The sequence below is a fragment of the Streptomyces sp. NPDC088766 genome (genome assembly GCF_044750845.1).
GTDB lineage: Bacteria > Actinomycetota > Actinomycetes > Streptomycetales > Streptomycetaceae > Streptomyces.
Window position 1 is genome coordinate 121895 of sequence record NZ_JBIVKQ010000002.1, and the last position, 19625, is coordinate 141519.

The following is a 19625-nucleotide window of genomic DNA, read 5'->3' on the forward strand; positions in this document are numbered from 1 at the left end:
GAAGGTCCCCGTCCGCCGGGTCACGGGGTCCCCGTCCGCCCGGCCACGGGCGGTCACGCGGCTCCGAAGGCGGTGAACGCCCACCCCGTCGCCTGGTGCAGCGCGTCCCCCGGCAGGGCGGCGCGGGCGTCGCGCAGCGCCTCCGCCAGGGACAGGCCGGCGCTGACCCCCTTGTGCAGGGCCAGCATCAGCGCGACCACCGCCTCGTCGTTGACCGGTGCGCTGCTCGCCACCACCCCGGCCGTGCCGAGCGGCAGCAACGCCGTCACCAGACCGAGGAGTTCGTCGGCGCCCACCGAGGCGAGGCGGGCGGTGTCGCAGCTGGAGAGGATGATCCGGTACGGACTGCGGGCCAGGCGCTCGAAGTCGTGCACGATCAGCGGGCCGTCGGCCATGCGCAGGGACGAGAACATGGGACTGTCCGCCCGGAAGGTGCCGTGTGCGGCGATGTGCGCCAGCGCGGCCCCGTCCAGTGCCTCCAGCACCCGCGGTACCCGCGCGTCCGCGTGCTCCAGCACCGTCGGCCCGCCGTACCGGCCCGCCACCTCCGGCACCTCGGCACCCCCGGACGCCAGACCCGGCCCCCGCACCAGCACGTGCCGCCCGCCCGGCACGGGGTCGGTCTCCCGGGCCCGCAGCCAGCTGCTCGCCGACGGCGACACGCTGAGCACCCGCTCCCGCAGGGCCGGCAGCAGCGCCCACGGCACCTGATGCAGCCGGGCCGGGGGGACGATCACGACCGGGCCGGGCCCCAGCCGCGCGGCTGCCTCGCCCAGCAGCAGGTCCTCCAGCCGCCGGCCGGCCGCCTCCACCACCGGCAGCCGCGCGTCCGCGCCGGGGTGCGCCAGCCGCCGCAGCCCGGCCTGCACATGCTCGGCCTCCCGCTCCGCCTCGGCCACCGGCCCGCCCGCGAACCTGCGCACCCGCCCGCCCCCGCACAGCAGCACCTGCACCCGCCCGTCCAGTACGGCGATCTCCACCAGCCGCCCGTCGCCGAGCCGTTCCAGCAGCCGGCCCACGTCGAACCGGTCGCCGTCCCCGGGGGAATCGCCCCGGATGTGCAGGGTGCGGGAGCGGATCTCCCGCTCCAGACGGCGCTGCTCGCGCTCCAGCGTCGGCACCGGACGGCCGTCCATCCGCGCGCCCTGCGCGCGGGCGGCGATCTCGCGGTAGGCGGTCAGCCCGCTGAGCAGCGCGGGATCGGCGGGCGGCCGGGTGGGCGGCGCCGACAACACGGTGGCCCGCCAGCGCTCGCTCCACACCAGCAGTCGCCGCGGGCCGCCCCGTTCCAGGCTCACCTGCTGTGCGAGCGCGGCGAGTTCGGCCCCCTGGGCGGTGGCACGGGCCCGCAGTTCGGAGGCGCCCAGCGTCGTGCGGTGGTCGTCGAGGACGTCGAGGCCGCGCCGGCAGGCCTCCAGGACGCCCCGCCCCGAACCGGTCGCCCGCGCCCACAGCGCCTGCGCCGCCCAGCCCGTCATCCGCGCCAGCGGCGGCCCGCTGCGCCGGCTGCGCGCGGCGACCGCCAGATAGCGTTCGGCGTCCTCGGCCCAGTGCAGGTCCAGCGCGATCCGGCCCGCCAGCAGCCAGCCCTCCGGCGCGGCGGGCGCCCCGAAGGAGGACAGCCGTTCCGCCACCCGCACCGCGTCCGCGACCAGCCGCCCCGAACTCCGTCCGGTCGCCACCCGCGCCTCGATCAGGACGAGTCGGGCGTGCGCCTCCCACCAGGTCCGGCGCTGTCCGGCGAACAGTCGCACCGCCAGCGCCGCCCGCGCGGTCGCCGTGCCCGGATCGCCCGCCAGCCGGGCCGCCTTCGCCGCGGCCAGCAGCAGTTCCGCCTTGCGGGTGGACTGCCCGCCGATCCCGTCGAGGACCGTGATCGCCGCGTCCGCCTCGGCCAGCGCCTCGGGCGCCAGCCCGGCCGCCATCAGCACCTCGCAGCGCCGGATGTCGAGCATGAAGGTGGGCGTGCCCAGCTTGGCGTACCGCTCCTCGGCCTCGTCCAGCAGCCGCAGCGCCGCCGGAACGTCCCCCGAGCGGAACGCGGCGAGCCCCCGGCTCTCCACCGCGTCCGCCTTGTCGTGCTCCTGGCCGGTGGTGTCCCACAGCGCCTCGGCCGCCGTGAAGTCGGCGTCGGCCCGCTCCACCGCGCCGAGCGCCAGGTGCACGGTGGCGCGCAGGGTGAGGGCGCGCGCCGTCCAGATGACGTCGTCCGCCTGCCGCAGCACGGTGATCGCCCGGCGCAGGTCGTCCAGCGCCTCGCGGTGATGGCCCAGCACCCACCAGGAGTACGCCCGCCGGTACCGCACGCGCGCGCGGGTGTGCCCCGTACCGCGCTCGATGCCCCGCTCGAACGCCGTCAGGCCCTGCCGGGTGCGGCCCGCGTGGACCAGGGCCACGCCGAGGGTGGCCAGGACGTCCGCCTCCCGCTCCGCGGAGTCGGCGCGCGCCGCCAGCGTGCGGGCGCGCCGCAGGTGGTCCAGGGCGAGACGCAGGTCGCCCCAGTCCCGCTGCCAGATGCCGATCACCTGGTGGGCGACCGAGGCGTGCAGGGGCGGGGGATCGGTGTGGAGCACTCCCTCCGCCCGTGCCAGGGCGTCGTTGGGGGCGGCGAACACCATGGGCAGCAGCTCGAGCACCGTGTCGTTTCCCGCTGTCACCCCACGGATGGTAGTGCTCCGGTCGCATGTCACACAGGGCTGAGGTCGTTTCAGGTTGTACTTGTGAGACGCCGCGTCAACGGGACGCGCACACCGCCCGCCCTGCGTCCCCCGGAGCGAGGCCGTGCACCGTCGCACATCGCCGCGCACCGTCGCGCATTGCCCCGCATTGCACCGCACTGCCGTGCACCGCCGCGCACGCCGAGGGCGCGCGGTCGCAACCGCGCCCCTCCCCGCTGTCGTCGCACCACCTGTATCAGACAGGGGTTCCGCGGGTCTGATAGACGACCATCGGGTTCAGGGGAGGACGGGTCATGGCACCACAGAGATTCCACGAACAGTTCGGTCAGATCCAACGCGCTCTGCCGGGCGTGCCGTTGGCGATGGGCCCGGACGACTCCGCCGAGTTCATCTACGAGAAGGGCGTCGTCCTCGCGCGCGACGGCGAGGAGGCCCGGGTCGTCGAGGACGCCGTCCGCACCCACTTCACCGCGGCCCCCGATCTCACCCCCGACCACGTGCGCCGGGCCGGACCGCAGGCCAACCGCTCCGGCATCACCCGCATCCGGGTCGCCGATCCCGGCCAGGGCGTGCCCGGCACGGACCGCGCCGTCGCGGGCGCCCTGCGCGCCCTGCGGGGCACCGAGGACCGCGTGGGCCGCCGGCTGGTCAGCCGCAACCACGTGGTGTCCATCGCGGTCAACGCCTGTCCCGGCGACGAGCCGGTGCCCGCCGGCTACAACGCCCTGCCCAACCCGGCCGCGGCCCGGACCGCCCACGACCCGGCCGGCGCCGTCGGCGTGCTCGTCGTCGACACCGGCCTTATGCACGACCACCGCTCCTACCCCCTCCTCGCCCACACCGAGGGCGACGCGCAGATCCGGGAGACCGACGACGACGGCGTCCTCCAGCAGTACGTCGGCCACGGCACGTTCATCGCCGGGCTCGTCGCGGCCGTCGCCCCCAACACCGACATCACCGTGCGCAACACCCTCAACGACGCCGGTGCGATCCTCGAGTACGACTTCGGCGACAAGCTGTTCGAGGCCGTCGAGCAGGGCGGCTGGCCCGACATCCTCAGCCTCTCCGCCGGCACCTCCAACGGCCGCGTCGACGGCCTGCTCGGCGTGGCCGCCTTCATGGACGAACTCCGCGCGCAGCGAACCCTGTTGGTGGCCGCCGCGGGCAACAACGCCAGTGCCACGCCCTTCTGGCCCGCCGCCTACGCCGCCCTGCCCGAGTACGCGGACGCGGTGCTGTCGGTCGGAGCGCTGCGCGGCGACGGGGAGTTCGGCGCCTGCTTCAGCAACCACGGCCCCTGGGTAAGGGTCTACGCCCCCGGCGAGCGCCTCACCAGCGCCCTCACCGGCTTCGGCAGCCCCGTCCCGTACGTGTACCAGCACTCCACCTACGACGCCTGCCGCTACGGCTTCACCTACGCCTGTACCTGCCAGTCGCCGCGCCACACCGGGGTGTTGAGCGAGGAGCGGGCGGCCGGCGCGGGCAAGCCCGACCAGGTCATGTTCGAAGGACTGGCCTCCTGGAGCGGCACCTCCTTCGCGACGCCCGTCGTGGCCGGCCTCGTCGCCGCGCACATGACGGCCGACGGCCTGACCGACCCGCGCGCCGCCGCCCGCGAACTGCTCGCCGCGCACGCCGAGTCGGCCGAGGTGCGCGGAGCCCCCGTGCCGGCACTGCTGCCGGCCACCTGGACACCGGTGCCCGTGGGGCAGCCGGCCGTGCCGGCGTGAGGGCGTCATGAGGTCCGGGTCCGGCCCCGTCACGGCGTACGATGACGTGCCGTACACAAGGGGTGGGACCGTGGACCGTAGTGAAGTCGGCGCGCTCGTCCGGTCCGCCGTCGACGGTGACACGGCGGCCTGGAAGGCGATCGTGGAAGGGCTGAGCCCGCTGGTGTGGTCCGTCGTGCGCGCACACCGGCTCTCCGACGCCGACGGGCACGAGGTGTACCAGACCGTGTGGTTCCGGTTCGCCCAGCACCTCGGGCGGATCCGCGAACCCGACAAGGCGGGTTCCTGGCTGGCGAGCACCACGCGCAACGAGTGCCTGAAAGTGATCAGGAGTCTGCGCCGGCTCACCCCGACGGACGATCCCCAGCTGCTCGACCGGGTCAGCGAGGACCGTACGCCGGAACAGTCGGTGCTGGACTCGGAGGAGGCGGCCGCGCAGAGCGAGCGCGTCCGCCACCTCTGGCAGGAGTTCGAGGCGCTCGGTGAGCGCTGCCGGCAGTTGCTGCGGGTGCTGATCTCCTCGCCACCGCCCAGCTACCAGGAGGTCTCGGCCGCCCTGGGCATCGCCGTGGGCAGCATCGGACCGATGCGCCAGCGATGCCTGCGCCGCCTGCGGGCCCGACTCGACGCACGGGGAGCCTTGTGAGCCACATGGACGACGACATGGACGACAACGCCTTCGACGACAACGCCTTGGACGACACCCGCCACGACGCGCGGTCCGACCACGCGGGCCTGGAGGCGGAACTCCGCGAGGCCGCCGCGATCCTCGATCCGGTGCCCGCCGGGCTGCGCCTGCTCGCCGTCGAGGCCTACGCGCTGCACGACCTCGACGCGAAGGTCGCCGAGCTGACCTTCGACTCACTGGTCGACGCCATCCCGGTCAGGGGAGCGGTGGACGTCCCGCGGATGCTCACCTTCCACACCGGCGGGCTGACCGTCGACGTCGAGGTGACCTCCCACGGGATCATGGGGCAGCTGCTGCCCCCGCAGTCCGCCTCCGTCGAGGTCCTCGACGGCCCCCGCGCCGGAGCGGCCCTGACCGCCGACGACATGGGCCGCTTCACCAGCGAGGCCCGGCCCACCGGCCCGTTCGCCCTGCGCCTGCGCGCGGGCGGCGAGGTGGTGGTCACCGAGTGGATGCGCGCCTGACACCGTCCGCCACGTGACCGCGGCCGTCCGGCACGCGCCTCCGCCCCGGCCGGGCGGTGCGCCGGTCGGGGCGGAGGTTCAGCGGGCGGGCGTCAGCTCAGGGAGGCGAGCAGCTCGTTCCAGGTGGCCGACGGGCGCATGACCGCCGCCGCCTTCGCCGGGTCGGGCTGGTAGTAGCCGCCGATGTCGGCCGGCTCGCCCTGGACGGCGTTCAGCTCCTCGACGATCTTCTGCTCGTTCGCCGCGAGGGTCTCGGCGAGCGGGGCGAAGGCCTTCGCGAGGTCGGCGTCGTCGGTCTGCCGCGCCAGCTCCTGCGCCCAGTACAGGGACAGGTAGAAGTGGCTGCCGCGGTTGTCGATGCCGCCGACGCGCCGGGTCGGGGACTTGTCCTCGTTGAGGAAGGTCGCCGTGGCGCGGTCGAGGGCGTCGGCGAGGACCTTCGCGCGGGAGTTGCCGGTGAAGTCGGCGTACTGCTCCAGCGACGGCACCAGCGCGAAGAACTCACCGAGGGAGTCCCAGCGCAGGTAGTTCTCCTTCACCAGCTGCTGGACGTGCTTCGGCGCGCTGCCGCCGGCGCCCGTCTCGAACAGGCCGCCGCCCGCCATCAGCGGGACCACCGACAGCATCTTGGCGCTGGTGCCCAGCTCCAGGATCGGGAACAGGTCGGTGAGGTAGTCGCGCAGGACGTTGCCCGTGACCGAGATCGTGTCCTCGCCGCGCCGGATGCGCTCCACCGACAGCTTGGTGGCCTCGACCGGGTCGAGGATCCGGATGTCCAGGCCCTCGGTGTCGTGCTCCGCCAGGTACGCCTCGACCTTGGCGATGAGCTGCGCGTCGTGGGCGCGGGTCCCGTCCAGCCAGAACACGGCCGGGGCGCCGGTGGCGCGGGCGCGGGTGACGGCCAGCTTGACCCAGTCGCGGATCGGGGCGTCCTTGGTCTGGCAGGCGCGGAAGATGTCGCCCTCGGCGACCGGCTGCTCCAGGACGACGTTGCCGGCCAGGTCGACCAGGCGGACCGTGCCGGCGGTCTTGACCTCGAAGGTCTTGTCGTGGGAGCCGTACTCCTCGGCCTTCTGCGCCATGAGGCCGACGTTCGGGACCGAGCCCATGGTCGACGGGTCGAAGGCGCCGTGGGCGCGGCAGTCCTCGATGACGGCCTGGTAGACACCCGAGTACGAGGAGTCCGGCAGCACCGCGAGGGTGTCGGCCTCCTGGCCGTCCGGGCCCCACATGTGGCCGGAGGTGCGGATCATCGCCGGCATCGAGGCGTCGACGATGACGTCGGACGGCACGTGCAGGTTGGTGATGCCCTTGTCGGAGTCGACCATCGCCAGGGCCGGGCCCTCGGCCAGCTCGGCCTCGAAGGAGGCCTTGACGGCGTCGCCCTCGGGCAGGCCCTCCAGGCCCTTGAGGATGCCGCCGAGACCGTCGTTCGGGGTCAGGCCGGCGGCGGCCAGGGTCGCGCCGTACCGCTCGAAGGTCTTCGGGAAGAAGGCGCGCACCACGTGACCGAAGATGATCGGGTCGGAGACCTTCATCATCGTGGCCTTGAGGTGCACCGAGAACAGCACGTCGTCGGCCTTGGCGCGGGCGATCTGCGCGGTCAGGAACTCGCGCAGCGCGGCCACGTGCAGGACGGAGGCGTCGACGACCTCGCCCTCCAGGACGGGGACGGACTCGCGCAGGACGGTGGTGGTGCCGTCCTCGCCGACCAGCTCGATGCGCAGCGCGCCGGCCTCGGAGATCACGGTGGACTTCTCGGTGGAGCGGAAGTCGTTCTCGCCCATGGTCGCCACGTTGGTCCTGGACTCGGCGGTCCAGGCGCCCATGCGGTGCGGGTGGGTCTTGGCGTAGTTCTTGACCGACGCGGGGGCGCGCCGGTCGGAGTTGCCCTCGCGCAGGACCGGGTTCACGGCCGAGCCCTTGACCTTGTCGTAGCGGGCCTGGATCTCCCGCTCCTCGTCGGTCTTGGGGTCGTCCGGGTAGGCCGGCAGCGCGTAGCCCTGCGCCTGGAGCTCGGCGATCGCGGCCTTGAGCTGCGGGATCGACGCCGAGATGTTCGGCAGCTTGATGATGTTCGCCTCGGGCGTCTTCGCCAGCTCGCCCAGTTCGTGCAGGGCGTCCGGGATCCGCTGGTCCTCGGTCAGGTACTCCGGGAACACGGCGATGATGCGCCCGGCCAGCGAGATGTCCCGCGTCTCCACGGAGACACCGGCCTGCGAGGCGTACGCCTGGACCACCGGCAGGAAGGAATACGTCGCCAGGGCCGGGGCCTCGTCAGTGTGCGTATAGATGATGGTCGAGTCAGTCACCGGTGCTCCGCTCCACGTCTGCAACATTGCTCGACATCAAGATATCTCGTGACCGACCCGGACTCGACAGGACCCCGACCCCCATGGCGACCCCACGGCGACCCCATGGCGACTCACGGTTCCCACGACGACCCCACCACGGTGCCCACGACGCCCCGCGGCGGCCGGCCCCGGCCGGACCGGCCGCCGCGCCCGAAGCCGCCGCGCCCGAAGCCGCCGCGCCCGAAGCCGCCGCGCCCGAAGCCGTCGGGGCCGTCCGGGCTGTCGGGGACGTGCAGGCCGTCCCGGACGTGTGGCCGTCCCGGACGGCCGGCGGGATCAGTCGTGCAGGGCCGTGGGCGGCACCAGGTCGTCGCCCGTGCGCTGCTGCGGGATGACCACCGCGCCCTGCTGGAGCGCCACGGTGCGGGCGGGCGCCGGGATGCGGATGCCCTCGGCGCGGTAGCGGCGGTGCAGGCGCTTGATGAACTCGTGCTTGATCCGGAACTGGTCGCTGAACTCGCCGACGCCGAGGATCACCGTGAAACCGATCCGGGAGTCGCCGAAGGTGTGGAAGCGGACCAGCGGCTCGTGGTCGGGCACGGCGCCGGTGATCTCGGTCATCACCTCGGTCACCACCTCGCAGGTGACCCGCTCGACGTGCTCCAGGTCGCTGTCGTAGGCGACGCCCACCTGCACCAGGATGGTCAGCTGCTGCTCGGGACGCATGAAGTTGGTCATGTTCGACTTGGCGAGCTCCCCGTTGGGGATGACGACCAGGTTGTTGGAGAGGGCGCGCACGGTCGTCTGCCGCCAGTTGATGTCCTCGACGTAGCCCTCCTCACCGCTGCTGAGCCGGATGTAGTCGCCGCGCTGCACGGTCTTGGAGGCGAGGATGTGGATGCCCGCGAAGAGGTTCGCGAGGGTGTCCTGGAGTGCCAGCGCGACGGCCAGACCGCCGACGCCGAGGGCGGTCAGCATCGGCGCTATCGAGATGCCGAGGCTCTGGAGCGCGACCAGGAAGCCGAGCGCCAGGACCAGCACCCGCGTGATGTTCACGAAGATGGTGGCGGATCCGGCCACACCGGAGCGGGCGTGGGTGACGCTCTGCACCAGACCGGCGATCACCCGGGCCGCCGACACCGTCACCGCGAAGATCAGCAGGACGGTCAGGCTCTGGTTGACGGTGTGCTGGACGGGCCTGGTCAGCGGCAGTACGGCCGCCGCGGCCGCCCCGCCGCCCACCAGCGCCGCCCACGGCACGACCGTGCGCAGCGCGTCCACGACGACGTCGTCGCCGCTCCACTTGGTGCGTTTGGCGTGCTTGGCCAGCCAGCGCAGCAGCGTCCGCGACGCGAACGCCACCAACAGGCCCGCGGCGAGGGCTGTTCCGGCGAGGACGGCGTCGTCGAGGGTCGGCGTGCGGTTCACCGGTCGCCTCCGGAGGGACGGTCCGTGGCGAAGGGGGGCGCCGACGGCCGGATGTGATGTGTCGTCACTTGGGTCACCTGCTCGGTTCCGGGAAGTGCGAAGTGCGGTCGCGCCCGTCCCGTGCACGGACGCGACCGCTCATCCTGCCGTATGCGCGACGCCTGTTCGTACCCGGTGACCGGCTCAGACGATGCCTTCGGCCAGCTCCGCCTGCTCCCGGTCCGAGCCGTACGCCGCCGCCGTGGGCGTGCCGTAGGAACGGCGGGCCACGAACCACCACACCGTGGCGAGGAGCAGCACGACGACGAGGGCGAGGGACGCGTAGTTCATGGTGTCCGCCGTCACCGGTGAGGACTGCGGCAGGCAGAACAGCACCGTCACACAGGCCACCCACACCACGGCGGTCCAGCCGATCGGCCTGCTCCAGCGGCCCAGGTTCCAGGGACCCGGCCGGAAACGGTCCCCGGCGCGCAGACGCAGCAGCACGGGGATGGCGTACGCGGGCGTGATGCCGATGACGTTGATCGCGGTGACCGCGCCGTAGGCGGTCGCGGAGTACAGCGACGGCAGGGCCAGGAGGCAGGCGACGGCGACCGACAGCCACACCGCGGCGACCGGGGTCTGGGTGCGGGCGCTGACCTTGCGCCACAGGTGCGAGCCCGGCAGGGCGCCGTCCCGGCTGAACGCGAACACCATCCGGCTGGCCGCGGCGACCTCGGCGTTGCCGCAGAACAGCTGGGCGACGATCACGACGAGCAGCAGCGCGCTCGCCCCGTCCGTGCCGAGCCCGTCCAGGAGGATCTGCGCGGGCGGCACGCCGGTCGCGGTGGCGCGCGTGGCGTCGTAGTCCTGGATGGCGAAGGTGAGGCCCGCCAGGAGGGCGAAGCCCGCCGCCCAGGACACCCAGATCGAGCGGACGATGCCGCGCGCCGCGGACACCGACGCGTTGGCGGTCTCCTCCGACAGGTGCGCCGAGGCGTCGTAGCCGGAGAACGTGTACTGGGCAAGGAGCAGGCCGATCGCCGCCACGTACACCGGGTTCTCCCAGCCGGTGTCGTTGACGAACTCGCCGAAGACGAAGGACGGGGAGCGGTGGTGGTCGGGGACGACGGCCAGCGCGCCGACGATGAGCGCCACCCCGGCCAGGTGCCACCACACGGAGACCGAGTTCAGGACGCTGACCAGACGGACCCCGAACAGGTTCAGCACGGCGTGCAGCAGCAGGATCGCCATGAAGATCAGCATCGTCTTCTCCGGCGTCGGCTCGAAGCCCCACTGGAGGTTGGCGAACGCCCCCGCGAACAGGGCGGCGCCGTAGTCGATGCCGGCGATCGCGCCGAGCAGCCCGAGCAGGTTCAGCCAGCCCGTGTACCAGCCCCAGCGGCGCCCGCCGAGCCGGTCCGCCATGTAGTACAGGGCGCCGGACGTCGGATACGCGCTGGTGACCTCGGCCAGCGCGAGCCCCACGCAGAGCACGAACAGTCCCACCCCGGCCCAGCCCCACAGCATCACCGCGGGACCGCCCGCGCCCATGCCGAAGCCGTACAGGGTCATGCAGCCGGAGAGGATCGAGATGACGGAGAAGCTGATCGCGAAGTTGCCGAAGCCGCCCATGCGGCGGGCCAGCACGGGCCGGTAGCCCAGTTCGCGCAGCCGCTGCTCCTCGTCGGGCCGCGGGACGGGGGTGGCGAACGGTGGTTCGGGAGTGCCGGACATGCCAAATCCTCCGAAGGGTGGTCGGACGAATACGTGATGACGGACCGTCAGTCGGGCACGGGCCGCACGGCCCGGTGACTGCGGGTGCGGGCCTGGAGGAACACCTGCGCGGCCTGGCCGTGATCGCCCGGCACCGCGGTGCGGTACGCCCAGGGCAGGGGCGTGCAGTACGGGCCGATCGCGTCGAACACCCTTGCCGCGTCGGCGAACCGGTGTGCGCCCCACAGCGCGTGGGCGAGGTGGTTCAGATCGAGCGGGGAGCGTTCGGCGGCGGCGCTGTGCCCGAACCACGCGGTGTGCGCGTGCAGCGCCTCACGGGCGGCGTCGTCGGCCACCCAGTGCAGATCGAGGGCGGCCTGCCGCCCGCCGCCGCGCCGGTAGCGCTCGACCCGGACGTACAGCGGCAGGACGTGCAGCGCCGATCCCGGCGGGGCGCTCCCGGCGGCCAGTTGGGCGAATCCGGCCGCCTCCGCCAGCCGCCCGGACGCCGCACGCGCGTAGAGGAACTGGAGCATGCGGTGGTGGGCCTCGCGGTTGTGCGGGTCGCGCTCGACGGCCGCCTCCAGCAGCCCCCACGGGCCGGGCGGCAGGGCCGGGTCCGGCGGCGGCGCCCGGTGCTCCTCCCACGACTGCTCACGGTCCAGCTGGGCCAGGGCCAGCAGACACACCCACGGCACCGGGTCGGCCGGCGCGGCACGGGCGGCGCTCTGGCTCATGTCCCAGGCCTCGATCCACAGTTCGTGCGTACGGCGGTGCCGCTCGCGGTGCGCGCGCAGTGCCCGCTCGACGGCGACCCGCGCCGTCATCACGGCGGCCGGCACACTGTCCGGCTCCTCGGCGAGCCAGGCCCGGACCACATCGGTCCCGGCCGCCCCCGCGGCGAGCACCTGGGTGCGCCGGGTCCACTGCCACCACTGCGTCGTGCGCTCCAGCAGGGTCCGCATCGACAGCCAGCGGCCGGTGCGCACCTCCTGGAGGGCCGACCGCAGTTCGCCGTCGTGGCCCGCGGGATCGTAGGCGGGGCGTGCTCCGTCTCTGGCCATCAGCCGCTCGCCCCCGGTCGGGGACGGGACGGGACGACAGGGTGGAGTAACAACAGCCCTCCTCGGGGCGGCAGATGAGGAGATCGCCTCGGTCGGCGGTCACTATAGGGCCCGGCCCGCACCCCACACACCCGTTTCCGGATCGATCCGACCAGGCTTGGTGATACTGCAACTGAGCCATGAAAAGACCGCGTTGGCGTGGCCGGATCGATGCAGGCGGCGGCGGCCGGCGCCTCTTGACGGGGCGGGCGGCCCGACGGCAGGCTGAGGCCGCCGATCACCGAGGAAGGGGCGTGATGACGGGTCCGGTACTCGCCGTCGACCAGGGCACGTCCGGCACCAAGGCCCTGGTCCTCTGCCCCGAACGCGGCGTCCTGGGAACCGGGTTCGCGGCCGTACGCCCCCGCCACCTGCCCGGCGGCCTCGTCGAGGTGGACCCGGCCGAACTGTACGCCTCGGTGCTGGACGCCGGCCGGAGCGCGCTGGCCGAGGCCGGTGAGCCCGTCATGGCGCTCGGCCTGGCCAACCAGGGCGAGACCGTCCTCGCCTGGGACCCGGCGACGGGCCGCCCCCTCACCGACGCCCTCGTCTGGCAGGACCGCCGCGCGGGCGCCCTGTGTGCCGAACTCGCCCCGCACGCAGAAGAGTTACGGCAGCTGACCGGTCTGCCCGTCGATCCCTACTTCGCCGCCCCCAAGATGGCCTGGATCCGCCGTCACCTGACCGCCCGGGGAGTCGTCACCACCAGCGACGCCTGGCTCACGCACCGCCTCACCGGCGCCTTCGTCACCGACGCGGCGACCGCCGGCCGCACCCAGCTCCTCGACCTCGACCAGGTCGCCTGGTCCCCTCGCGCCCTCGGCCTCCACGGGCTGGACGGGGAGCGGCTCCCGGAAATCGTCGACAATGCCCAGATCGTCGGGACGACAAGCGAGTTCGGATACGACATCCCGCTCACCGGCCTCGCCGTCGACCAGCAGGCCGCCCTCCTAGCCCAGCGCGTCACCGCACCCGGCACCGCCAAGTGCACCTACGGCACCGGCGCGTTCCTCCTCGCCCCGACCGGCGGCACCCCCCGACGGGGCGCCTCGGGCCTGGTCAGCTGCGTCGCCTGGCGGCTCGCCGGACGCACCGACCACTGCCTCGACGGCCAGGTGTACACCGCCGCCTCCGCCGTGCGCTGGCTCACCGACCTCGGCGTCATCGCGGGCGCCGCCGACCTCGACACCGTCGGCGCGGCCGTACCCGACAGCGGCGGCGTCACCTTCGTCCCGGCGCTCGCCGGACTCGCCGCCCCCTGGTGGCGCGGCGACCTGCGCGGCTCCCTGACCGGACTCGGCCTGGACACCACCCCCGGACACCTGGTGCGCGCCCTGTGCGAGGGCCTGGCCGCCCAGGTCGTCGAGCTGGCCGAGGCCGCCGAGGCCGACCTCGGCACCCCCCTGACCCTGCTGCGCGTCGACGGCGGCCTGACCCGTTCCGCCCTGCTCATGCAGACCCAGGCCGACCTGCTGCAACGCCTGGTCGAGGTGTCCGCCCTGCCCGACGCGACCGCCCTCGGCGTGGGCGCCCTGGCCCGCCTCGGGGCCGCCGACGGCACGACCCTCGCCGAAGCGCTCCCCGAGCACAAGCCGTCGGCGGTGTACGAACCCCGCATCACGGCCGACGAGGCGGCCGACCGCCTGGGCCGCTTCCGCGCCGCGGTGACGGCCCTGCTGGACGGTGCCCCGACGTGACGAAGACTGCGGACGGTCCGCGGGGTGATGCCTCCGGCACGGCGGCGATCGCTGAGGGCTCGTGGGGTGGTGCTTCGGGCACGGTGGCGATCGCGGATGCTCTGCCGGGTGGTGTCTCCGGCACGGCGGCGATCGCTGAAGGCCCGTGGGGTGGTGTCTCCGGCACGGTGGCGATCGCTGAGGGCCCGTGGGGTGGTGCTTCGGGCACGGTGGCGACTGCGGATGCTCTGCCGGGCGGTGTCTCCGGCACGGTGGCGATCGCTGAGGGCCCGTGGGGTGGTGCTTCGGGCACGGTGGCGACCGCGGATGCTCTGCCGGGTGGTGTCTCCGGCACGGCGGCGATCGCTGAAGGCCCGTGGGGTGGTGTCTCCGGCACGGTGGCGACCGCGGACGCTCTGCCGGGCGGTGCCCCGGCATGACGGTGACCGCCGAAGGACCGCTGCCCACGGACCCGTACGACGTCGTGATCGTCGGCGCCGGTGTCGTCGGCTGCGCCATCGCCCGCGAACTGGCCCGCCGGCCCCGCCTGAAGGTCGCCCTCGTCGAGGCCCAGGACGACATCGGGCAGGGCACCTCCAAGGCCAACACCGCGATCCTGCACACCGGTTTCGACGCGGTGCCCGGCTCCCTCGAGGCACGGCTCGTCCGCGAGGGAGCGCGGCTGCTCACCGCGTACGCCGCCGAGTCCGGCATCCCCTTCGACCCGGTCGGCGCGCTCCTGGTGGCCTGGGACGACGAACAGCTCGCCGCCCTGCCCCGCCTCGCCGAGAAGGCCGAACGCAACGAGTACCGTGACGCCCGCCTCCTCGGACCGGCCGAACTCTACGCACGCGAACCCCACTTGGGCCCCGGCGCGCTCGGCGCCCTGCACGTGCCCGGCGAGGGCGTCGTCTGCCCGTGGACGACCCCGCTGGCGTACGCCACCCAGGCGGTCCGGCACGGAGTGGACCTCCACCTCAACTCCCCGGTGACACACGTGAGCCGACAGGACGGCTGCCACGCTCTCGGCACCGGCCGGGGCACCCTGCGCGCCCGTCGCCTCGTCAACGCGGCCGGGCTGCACGCCGACGGACTGGACACCCTCCTCGGTCACGACGACTTCACCGTCACCCCGCGCCGCGGCCAGCTCATCGTCTTCGACACCCTCGCCCGCGGCCTCGTCCGCCACATCCTGCTGCCCGTCCCCACCGCCCTCGGCAAAGGCGTGCTCGTCGCCCCCACCGTGTACGGCAACGTCCTGCTCGGCCCCACCGCCGAGGACCTCGACGACAAGAGGGCCACCGGATCCACCGCCGAGGGCCTCGCCGCCCTGCGCACCCAGGGCGCCCGCATCCTGCCCGCCCTCCTCGACGAGGAGGTCACCGCCGTCTACGCCGGCCTGCGCGCCGCCACCGAGCACGACGACTACCGCATCACCGCCCACCCCGACGCCGGACACGTCACCGTCGGCGGCATCCGCTCCACCGGCCTCACCGCGTCCCTCGCCATCGCCGCCCACGTCACCGCCCTGCTGGCCGACGAGACCGGCCTCGACCTCGGCCCCGCCCGGCCCCTGGAGCCGGTGCGCATGCGCGACCTGCGCCCCGCCGCCGACCGCATCGCCGCCGACCCGGAGTACGGCACCCTCGTCTGCCACTGCGAGCACGTCTCCCGCGGCGACATCCGCGACGCCCTCGCCGGCACGGTCCCGCCCCGCACCCTCGAAGGCCTGCGCCGCCGCACCCGTGCCCGCGCGGGCCGCTGCCAGGGCACGCACTGCGGTCCCGAGGTCCGCGCCCTCCTGGCGGAGGCGACGGCCGTACCGGCCCCGCCGGGGAAGGCGAGGCCGGTGTGACGGCCGCCCGCGGTTTCGACGTCGTGGGGCCCGGCGCGGGTCATGACCTGCCCGGCGCCTCCCGCAGCCCCGGCCGCGGAACCCACGGCGGTGCTTCCGCCCGGTCCTTGCCGGCGGAGGCGACGGCCGTGGCGGCCCCGCCGGTGAAGGCGGTGCCGCCCCGGCCGGGGGAGGCGAGGCCGGCATGACGGCCGCACGCGAGGTGGACGTCCTGATCGTCGGCGCGGGCCCCGCCGGACTCGCGGCCGCCGCCCGCCTCGCCGTGGCGGGCGCCGGCCGTGTCGAGGTCCTGGACCGCGAGCGGCAGCCCGGCGGAACACCCCGCCACTGCGCACACGGCGGCTACGGCACCCTCCTGCACCCCCTGACCGGCCCGGAGTACGCCCGCCTGCTGGTCACCGCCGCCCGGCGGGCCGGCGCCACCGTCCGCCCCGGCGTCACCGCCCTCGACTGGGCCGGCCCGCTGTCCCTGCACACGGTGAGCCCCGACGGCCCCGAGACACTCACCGCACGCGCGGTCGTCCTCGCCACCGGCGCCCACGAACGCCCGCGCGCCGCCCGCCTGGTGCCCGGCACCCGCCCGGCCGGCGTCCACACCACGGGCGAACTCCAGCGGGCCGTCCACCTCCACGGACAGCACATCGGGACACGGGCCGTGGTCGTCGGCGCCGAGGACGTCTCCTACGCGGCGGCCGACACCGTACGGGCCGCGGGCGCCACCGTGGTGGCGATGCTCACCGAGCACGCCCGCCCGCAGACCGCCGCGGCCCGCGCCGCCGACTCCCGCCTGCGCCACGGCGTACCCCTCCTCACCCACACCACCGTCGCCGAACTCCTCGGCCACGGAAGCCTGTCGGGCGTCCGCGTCCGGCACCGCGACGGCCGGACGGCCGTACTGCCCTGCGACACCGTCGTGTTCACCGGCGACTTCGTCCCCGACCACGAACTGGCCCGCCGCGCAGGCCTGTCGCTCGACCCCGGCACCCGCGGTCCCGCCGTCGACGGCACCCTGCACACCTCGCGACCGGGCGTCTTCGCCGCCGGCAGCCTGCTGCACCCCGCGGAGAGCGCGGCGACCGCGGCCCGCGACGGCGTCCACGCGGCGGGCGCCGTCCTGGACCACCTCGCCGATGCCGGCACCCGCACCGGACGCCCGCCGGTCGGCACCGGACGTCCGCCCGCCGTCCCCCTGATCGTGGCCCCGCCCCTGCGCTGGATCGCCCCGAACCTCGTCACCCCGGCCGACCGGCTCCCGTACGTCCTGCGCACGGCGACGGAACTCACCCGCCCGGTCCTCCACGTCACCCAGAACGGCCGTGTCCTGCACCGCGAGCGGCTGCGCACCGCACTGCCGAACCGCACCCTGCGCCTGCCCGCCGACTGGACCCACCGGGTCGACCCCGACGCCGGGCCGGTCCGGGTGACGGTCGCCCCGCACGGTGTCCAGCCCCGCACGGTGTCCACCCGACGTCGTGTTGACCTCAACTCCGGTCGAGGTCCTACGGTCTCCCCATGAGCATGGAGACCACCGCCTGGACGCAGCTGTACAGCGTCATGCACGCCCGGCACGAACGCCGCCCCTTCAACCGTGCCACGCTGCGCCGCATCGGCGCCTTCGCCCGCCCGCACCGCCGCCGTATCGCCGCCTTCGTCCTCATCGGGGTGGTGACCGCGCTGTTCGCCGTGGCCACGCCCGTCCTCGCGGGCCGTGTCGTGAACACGATCGTGTCGCACGGCGACGGCGCGACCGTCGTCCGGCTGGCGCTGCTCATCGCGCTGATCGCCGTGCTGGAGGCGGCGTTCGGCATCCTGGGCCGCAGGCTCTCGGCGGCCCTGGGGGAGGGGCTCATCCTCGACCTGCGCACCACGGTCTTCGACCACGTGCAGCAGATGCCGGTCGCCTTCTTCACCCGCACCCGCACCGGCGCGCTCGTCTCCCGCCTCAACAACGACGTCATCGGCGCCCAGCGCGCCTTCAGCAACACACTGTCCGGAGTGGTCAGCAACCTGGTCACCCTGGTCCTCACCCTCGCCGTCATGCTCACCCTGTCCTGGCAGGTCACCCTGCTCGCCCTCGCCCTGCTGCCGGTGTTCGTGGTGCCGGCCCGCCGCATGGGCCGCCGGATGGCCGAGATGCAGCGGGAGGCGGCCGCACTGAACGCGGTGATGGGCACCCGCATGACGGAACGCTTCTCCGCGCCCGGCGCCACCCTTGTGAAACTCTTCGGCCGCCCCGAGCAGGAGTCCGCCGAGTTCGCCGAGCGCGCCGCCCGGGTCCGCGACATCGGCGTCCGCACGGCCACCGCCCAGTCGGTGTTCATCACCGCCCTCACCCTGGTGTCGGCCCTCGCCCTCGCCCTCGTCTACGGCCTCGGCGGCCGGCTCGCGCTGAACGGCACCCTCGACCCCGGCGCCGTCGTCGCCCTCGCCCTGCTGCTGACCCGCCTGTACGCCCCCCTCACCGCGCTCGCCGGGGCACGCGTCGAGGTGATGAGCGCACTGGTCAGCTTCGAGCGCGTCTTCGAGGTGCTCGACCTGAAGCCGCTCATCGAGGAGAAGCCCGACGCCCGCGAGGTGCCCGAGGGCCCGGTCGCCGTCGAGTTCGACGACGTCCGCTTCGGCTACCCCTCCGCCGACAAGGTCTCCCTCGCCTCCCTGGAGGAGGTCGCCGCCCTCGACACCCGCGACGGCGCCGAGGTCCTGCACGGCGTCTCCTTCCGCGCCGAACCCGGCCAGACCGTCGCCCTCGTCGGCTCCTCCGGCGCCGGGAAGTCGACGATCGCGCAACTGCTCCCGCGCCTGTACGACGTCGACGAGGGCGCCGTCCGCATCGGCGGGACCGACGTCCGCGACCTGAGCGCCCGTTCCCTGCGGGCGACGCTCGGCATGGTCACCCAGGACGGCCACCTCTTCCACGACACCGTCCGCGCCAACCTCCTCCTCGCGCGGCCCGAGGCCCCCGAGGACGACCTGTGGGACGCCCTGCGCCGCGCCCGCCTCGACGACCTGGTCCGCTCCCTGCCCGACGGCCTGGACACGGTCGTCGGCGAGCGCGGCTACCGCCTCTCCGGCGGCGAACGCCAGCGCATGACCATCGCCCGCCTGCTGCTGGCCCGCCAGCGGGTCGTCATCCTCGACGAGGCCACCGCCCACCTCGACAACACCTCCGAGGCGGCCGTCCAGGAAGCGCTCACCGAAGCCCTCCAGGGCCGCACCGCCGTCGTCATCGCCCACCGCCTGTCCACCGTGCGGTCCGCCGACCTGATCCTGGTCGTGGAGTCCGGCCGCATCGTGGAACGCGGCACCCACGAGGCCCTGCTGGCGGCGGACGGCCGGTACGCACAGCTGTACCGCACCCAGTTCGAGAAGCCGGGGACGGCGACGGCAGTGACGGCGGCGACGGCGGTGACGGAGGTGGCGACGACGGCGTGAGGCGGGCGGGACGGCGGTGCCGGGCTGAGCCTCCCCGAGTCGCCGTCCCGCCCTCCCCAGCCGCACCCCGAATGACGCGGTGGCAGCCCTCGCACCGGTCACCGAGGGCGCGCGCACCCCCGGGCGTCCGGCGGTGAAAACCCGTCGAGTTCCGCCGGCGCGCCGCCTACCCTGACGGCATGGCCCACGGAAAGACCTCCTACGTCTGCCTGCCCTGCCGGGCTTCGTACAAGCAGCCGCACCCGTCGTACGGGCCGCACGGCGGGGACGGGCGGCGGATCTGCCCGCGCTGTGCGGAGCCGCTGATCCACGTGGGGTCGGCCTTCGCCGCGCCGTCGCGCCGGGACACCGAGGCCTGGCGGGTGCTCTCCGTCCTGCTGCACGCGGGGGTCCGCTTCCACAAGAGCTGCTGCGGCGGACCCGGCTACCGCCCGCGCACGCTGAGGGAGGTGCGCGAGCGGATGGCGTACGCCCGCCGTACCGGCGAGCCCTTCGCCGAGGCGCTCGTGCGCCACGAGGTGCCGTGACGGGAGATCGGGAGCCTTCGCCGTCCGTGCCGCAGAAGGCTCCCGCGGCGTCCGG

General features: G+C 74.2%; 13 protein-coding genes. 8 read left to right on the forward strand and 5 right to left on the reverse strand.

Going from position 1 to position 19625, the window contains the following annotated elements:
• Positions 1-53: 53 nt before the first annotated feature.
• Complete coding sequence (locus ACIP5W_RS03265) at positions 54-2618, reverse strand: CHAT domain-containing protein (protein WP_401466939.1); 2565 nt, start codon at positions 2616-2618, stop codon at positions 54-56.
• A 353-nt stretch (positions 2619-2971) separates the two neighbouring features.
• Here ACIP5W_RS03265 and ACIP5W_RS03270 point away from each other — a divergent pair, with 353 nt between their 5' ends.
• Genes ACIP5W_RS03270 through ACIP5W_RS03280 form a run of 3 tightly spaced genes read left to right on the forward strand, consistent with a single transcriptional unit; the run spans position 2972 to position 5560 of the window.
• Complete coding sequence (locus ACIP5W_RS03270) at positions 2972-4408, forward strand: S8/S53 family peptidase (RefSeq protein WP_401465966.1); 1437 nt, start codon at positions 2972-2974, stop codon at positions 4406-4408.
• Positions 4409-4415: 7 nt separating this feature from the next.
• Positions 4416-5054, forward strand: coding sequence for an RNA polymerase sigma factor (locus ACIP5W_RS03275; RefSeq protein ID WP_401465969.1), 639 nt, complete (start codon positions 4416-4418; stop codon positions 5052-5054).
• Between the two features lie 5 nt (positions 5055-5059).
• Positions 5060-5560, forward strand: a complete 501-nt coding sequence (locus ACIP5W_RS03280; RefSeq protein ID WP_401465972.1) for a hypothetical protein — start codon at positions 5060-5062, stop codon at positions 5558-5560.
• A 92-nt stretch (positions 5561-5652) separates the two neighbouring features.
• On the opposite strand, the gene ACIP5W_RS03285 is transcribed toward ACIP5W_RS03280, so the two are convergent.
• The 4 genes from ACIP5W_RS03285 to ACIP5W_RS03300 all read right to left on the reverse strand — a co-directional run bounded on the left by ACIP5W_RS03285 (position 5653) and on the right by ACIP5W_RS03300 (position 12041).
• Entirely contained in the window at positions 5653-7872 is a 2220-nt protein-coding gene (locus ACIP5W_RS03285) for an NADP-dependent isocitrate dehydrogenase (RefSeq protein ID WP_401465975.1), read from the reverse strand.
• Between the two features lie 318 nt (positions 7873-8190).
• On the reverse strand, positions 8191-9282 hold the full coding sequence (locus ACIP5W_RS03290; protein ID WP_401465978.1) for a mechanosensitive ion channel family protein: 1092 nt from the start codon (positions 9280-9282) through the stop codon (positions 8191-8193).
• Positions 9283-9465: 183 nt separating this feature from the next.
• A complete protein-coding gene (locus ACIP5W_RS03295; RefSeq protein ID WP_401465981.1) occupies positions 9466-10998 on the reverse strand; it encodes an amino acid permease in 1533 nt (510 codons plus the stop codon).
• 47 nt (positions 10999-11045) lie between these two features.
• Entirely contained in the window at positions 11046-12041 is a 996-nt protein-coding gene (locus ACIP5W_RS03300; RefSeq protein WP_401465984.1) for a hypothetical protein, read from the reverse strand.
• Positions 12042-12337: 296 nt separating this feature from the next.
• Here ACIP5W_RS03300 and ACIP5W_RS03305 point away from each other — a divergent pair, with 296 nt between their 5' ends.
• From ACIP5W_RS03305 to ACIP5W_RS03325, 5 genes are all read left to right on the forward strand, one after another.
• Positions 12338-13777 (forward strand): FGGY family carbohydrate kinase, encoded by a 1440-nt coding sequence (locus ACIP5W_RS03305; RefSeq protein WP_401465987.1) that lies wholly within the window; start codon positions 12338-12340, stop codon positions 13775-13777.
• Between the two features lie 415 nt (positions 13778-14192).
• Positions 14193-15611, forward strand: a complete 1419-nt coding sequence (locus ACIP5W_RS03310; RefSeq protein ID WP_401465990.1) for an FAD-dependent oxidoreductase — start codon at positions 14193-14195, stop codon at positions 15609-15611.
• A gap of 184 nt (positions 15612-15795) precedes the next feature.
• The gene (locus ACIP5W_RS03315) at positions 15796-17127 is read left to right on the forward strand and encodes an NAD(P)/FAD-dependent oxidoreductase (protein ID WP_401465993.1); all 1332 of its coding nucleotides are present in this window, start codon (positions 15796-15798) and stop codon (positions 17125-17127) included.
• A 2-nt stretch (positions 17128-17129) separates the two neighbouring features.
• On the forward strand, positions 17130-19043 hold the full coding sequence (locus tag ACIP5W_RS03320; RefSeq protein ID WP_401466942.1) for an ABC transporter ATP-binding protein: 1914 nt from the start codon (positions 17130-17132) through the stop codon (positions 19041-19043).
• Positions 19044-19222: 179 nt separating this feature from the next.
• Positions 19223-19570, forward strand: coding sequence for a deoxyxylulose-5-phosphate synthase (locus ACIP5W_RS03325; RefSeq protein WP_401465996.1), 348 nt, complete (start codon positions 19223-19225; stop codon positions 19568-19570).
• The last annotated feature ends 55 nt before the right edge of the window (positions 19571-19625 follow it).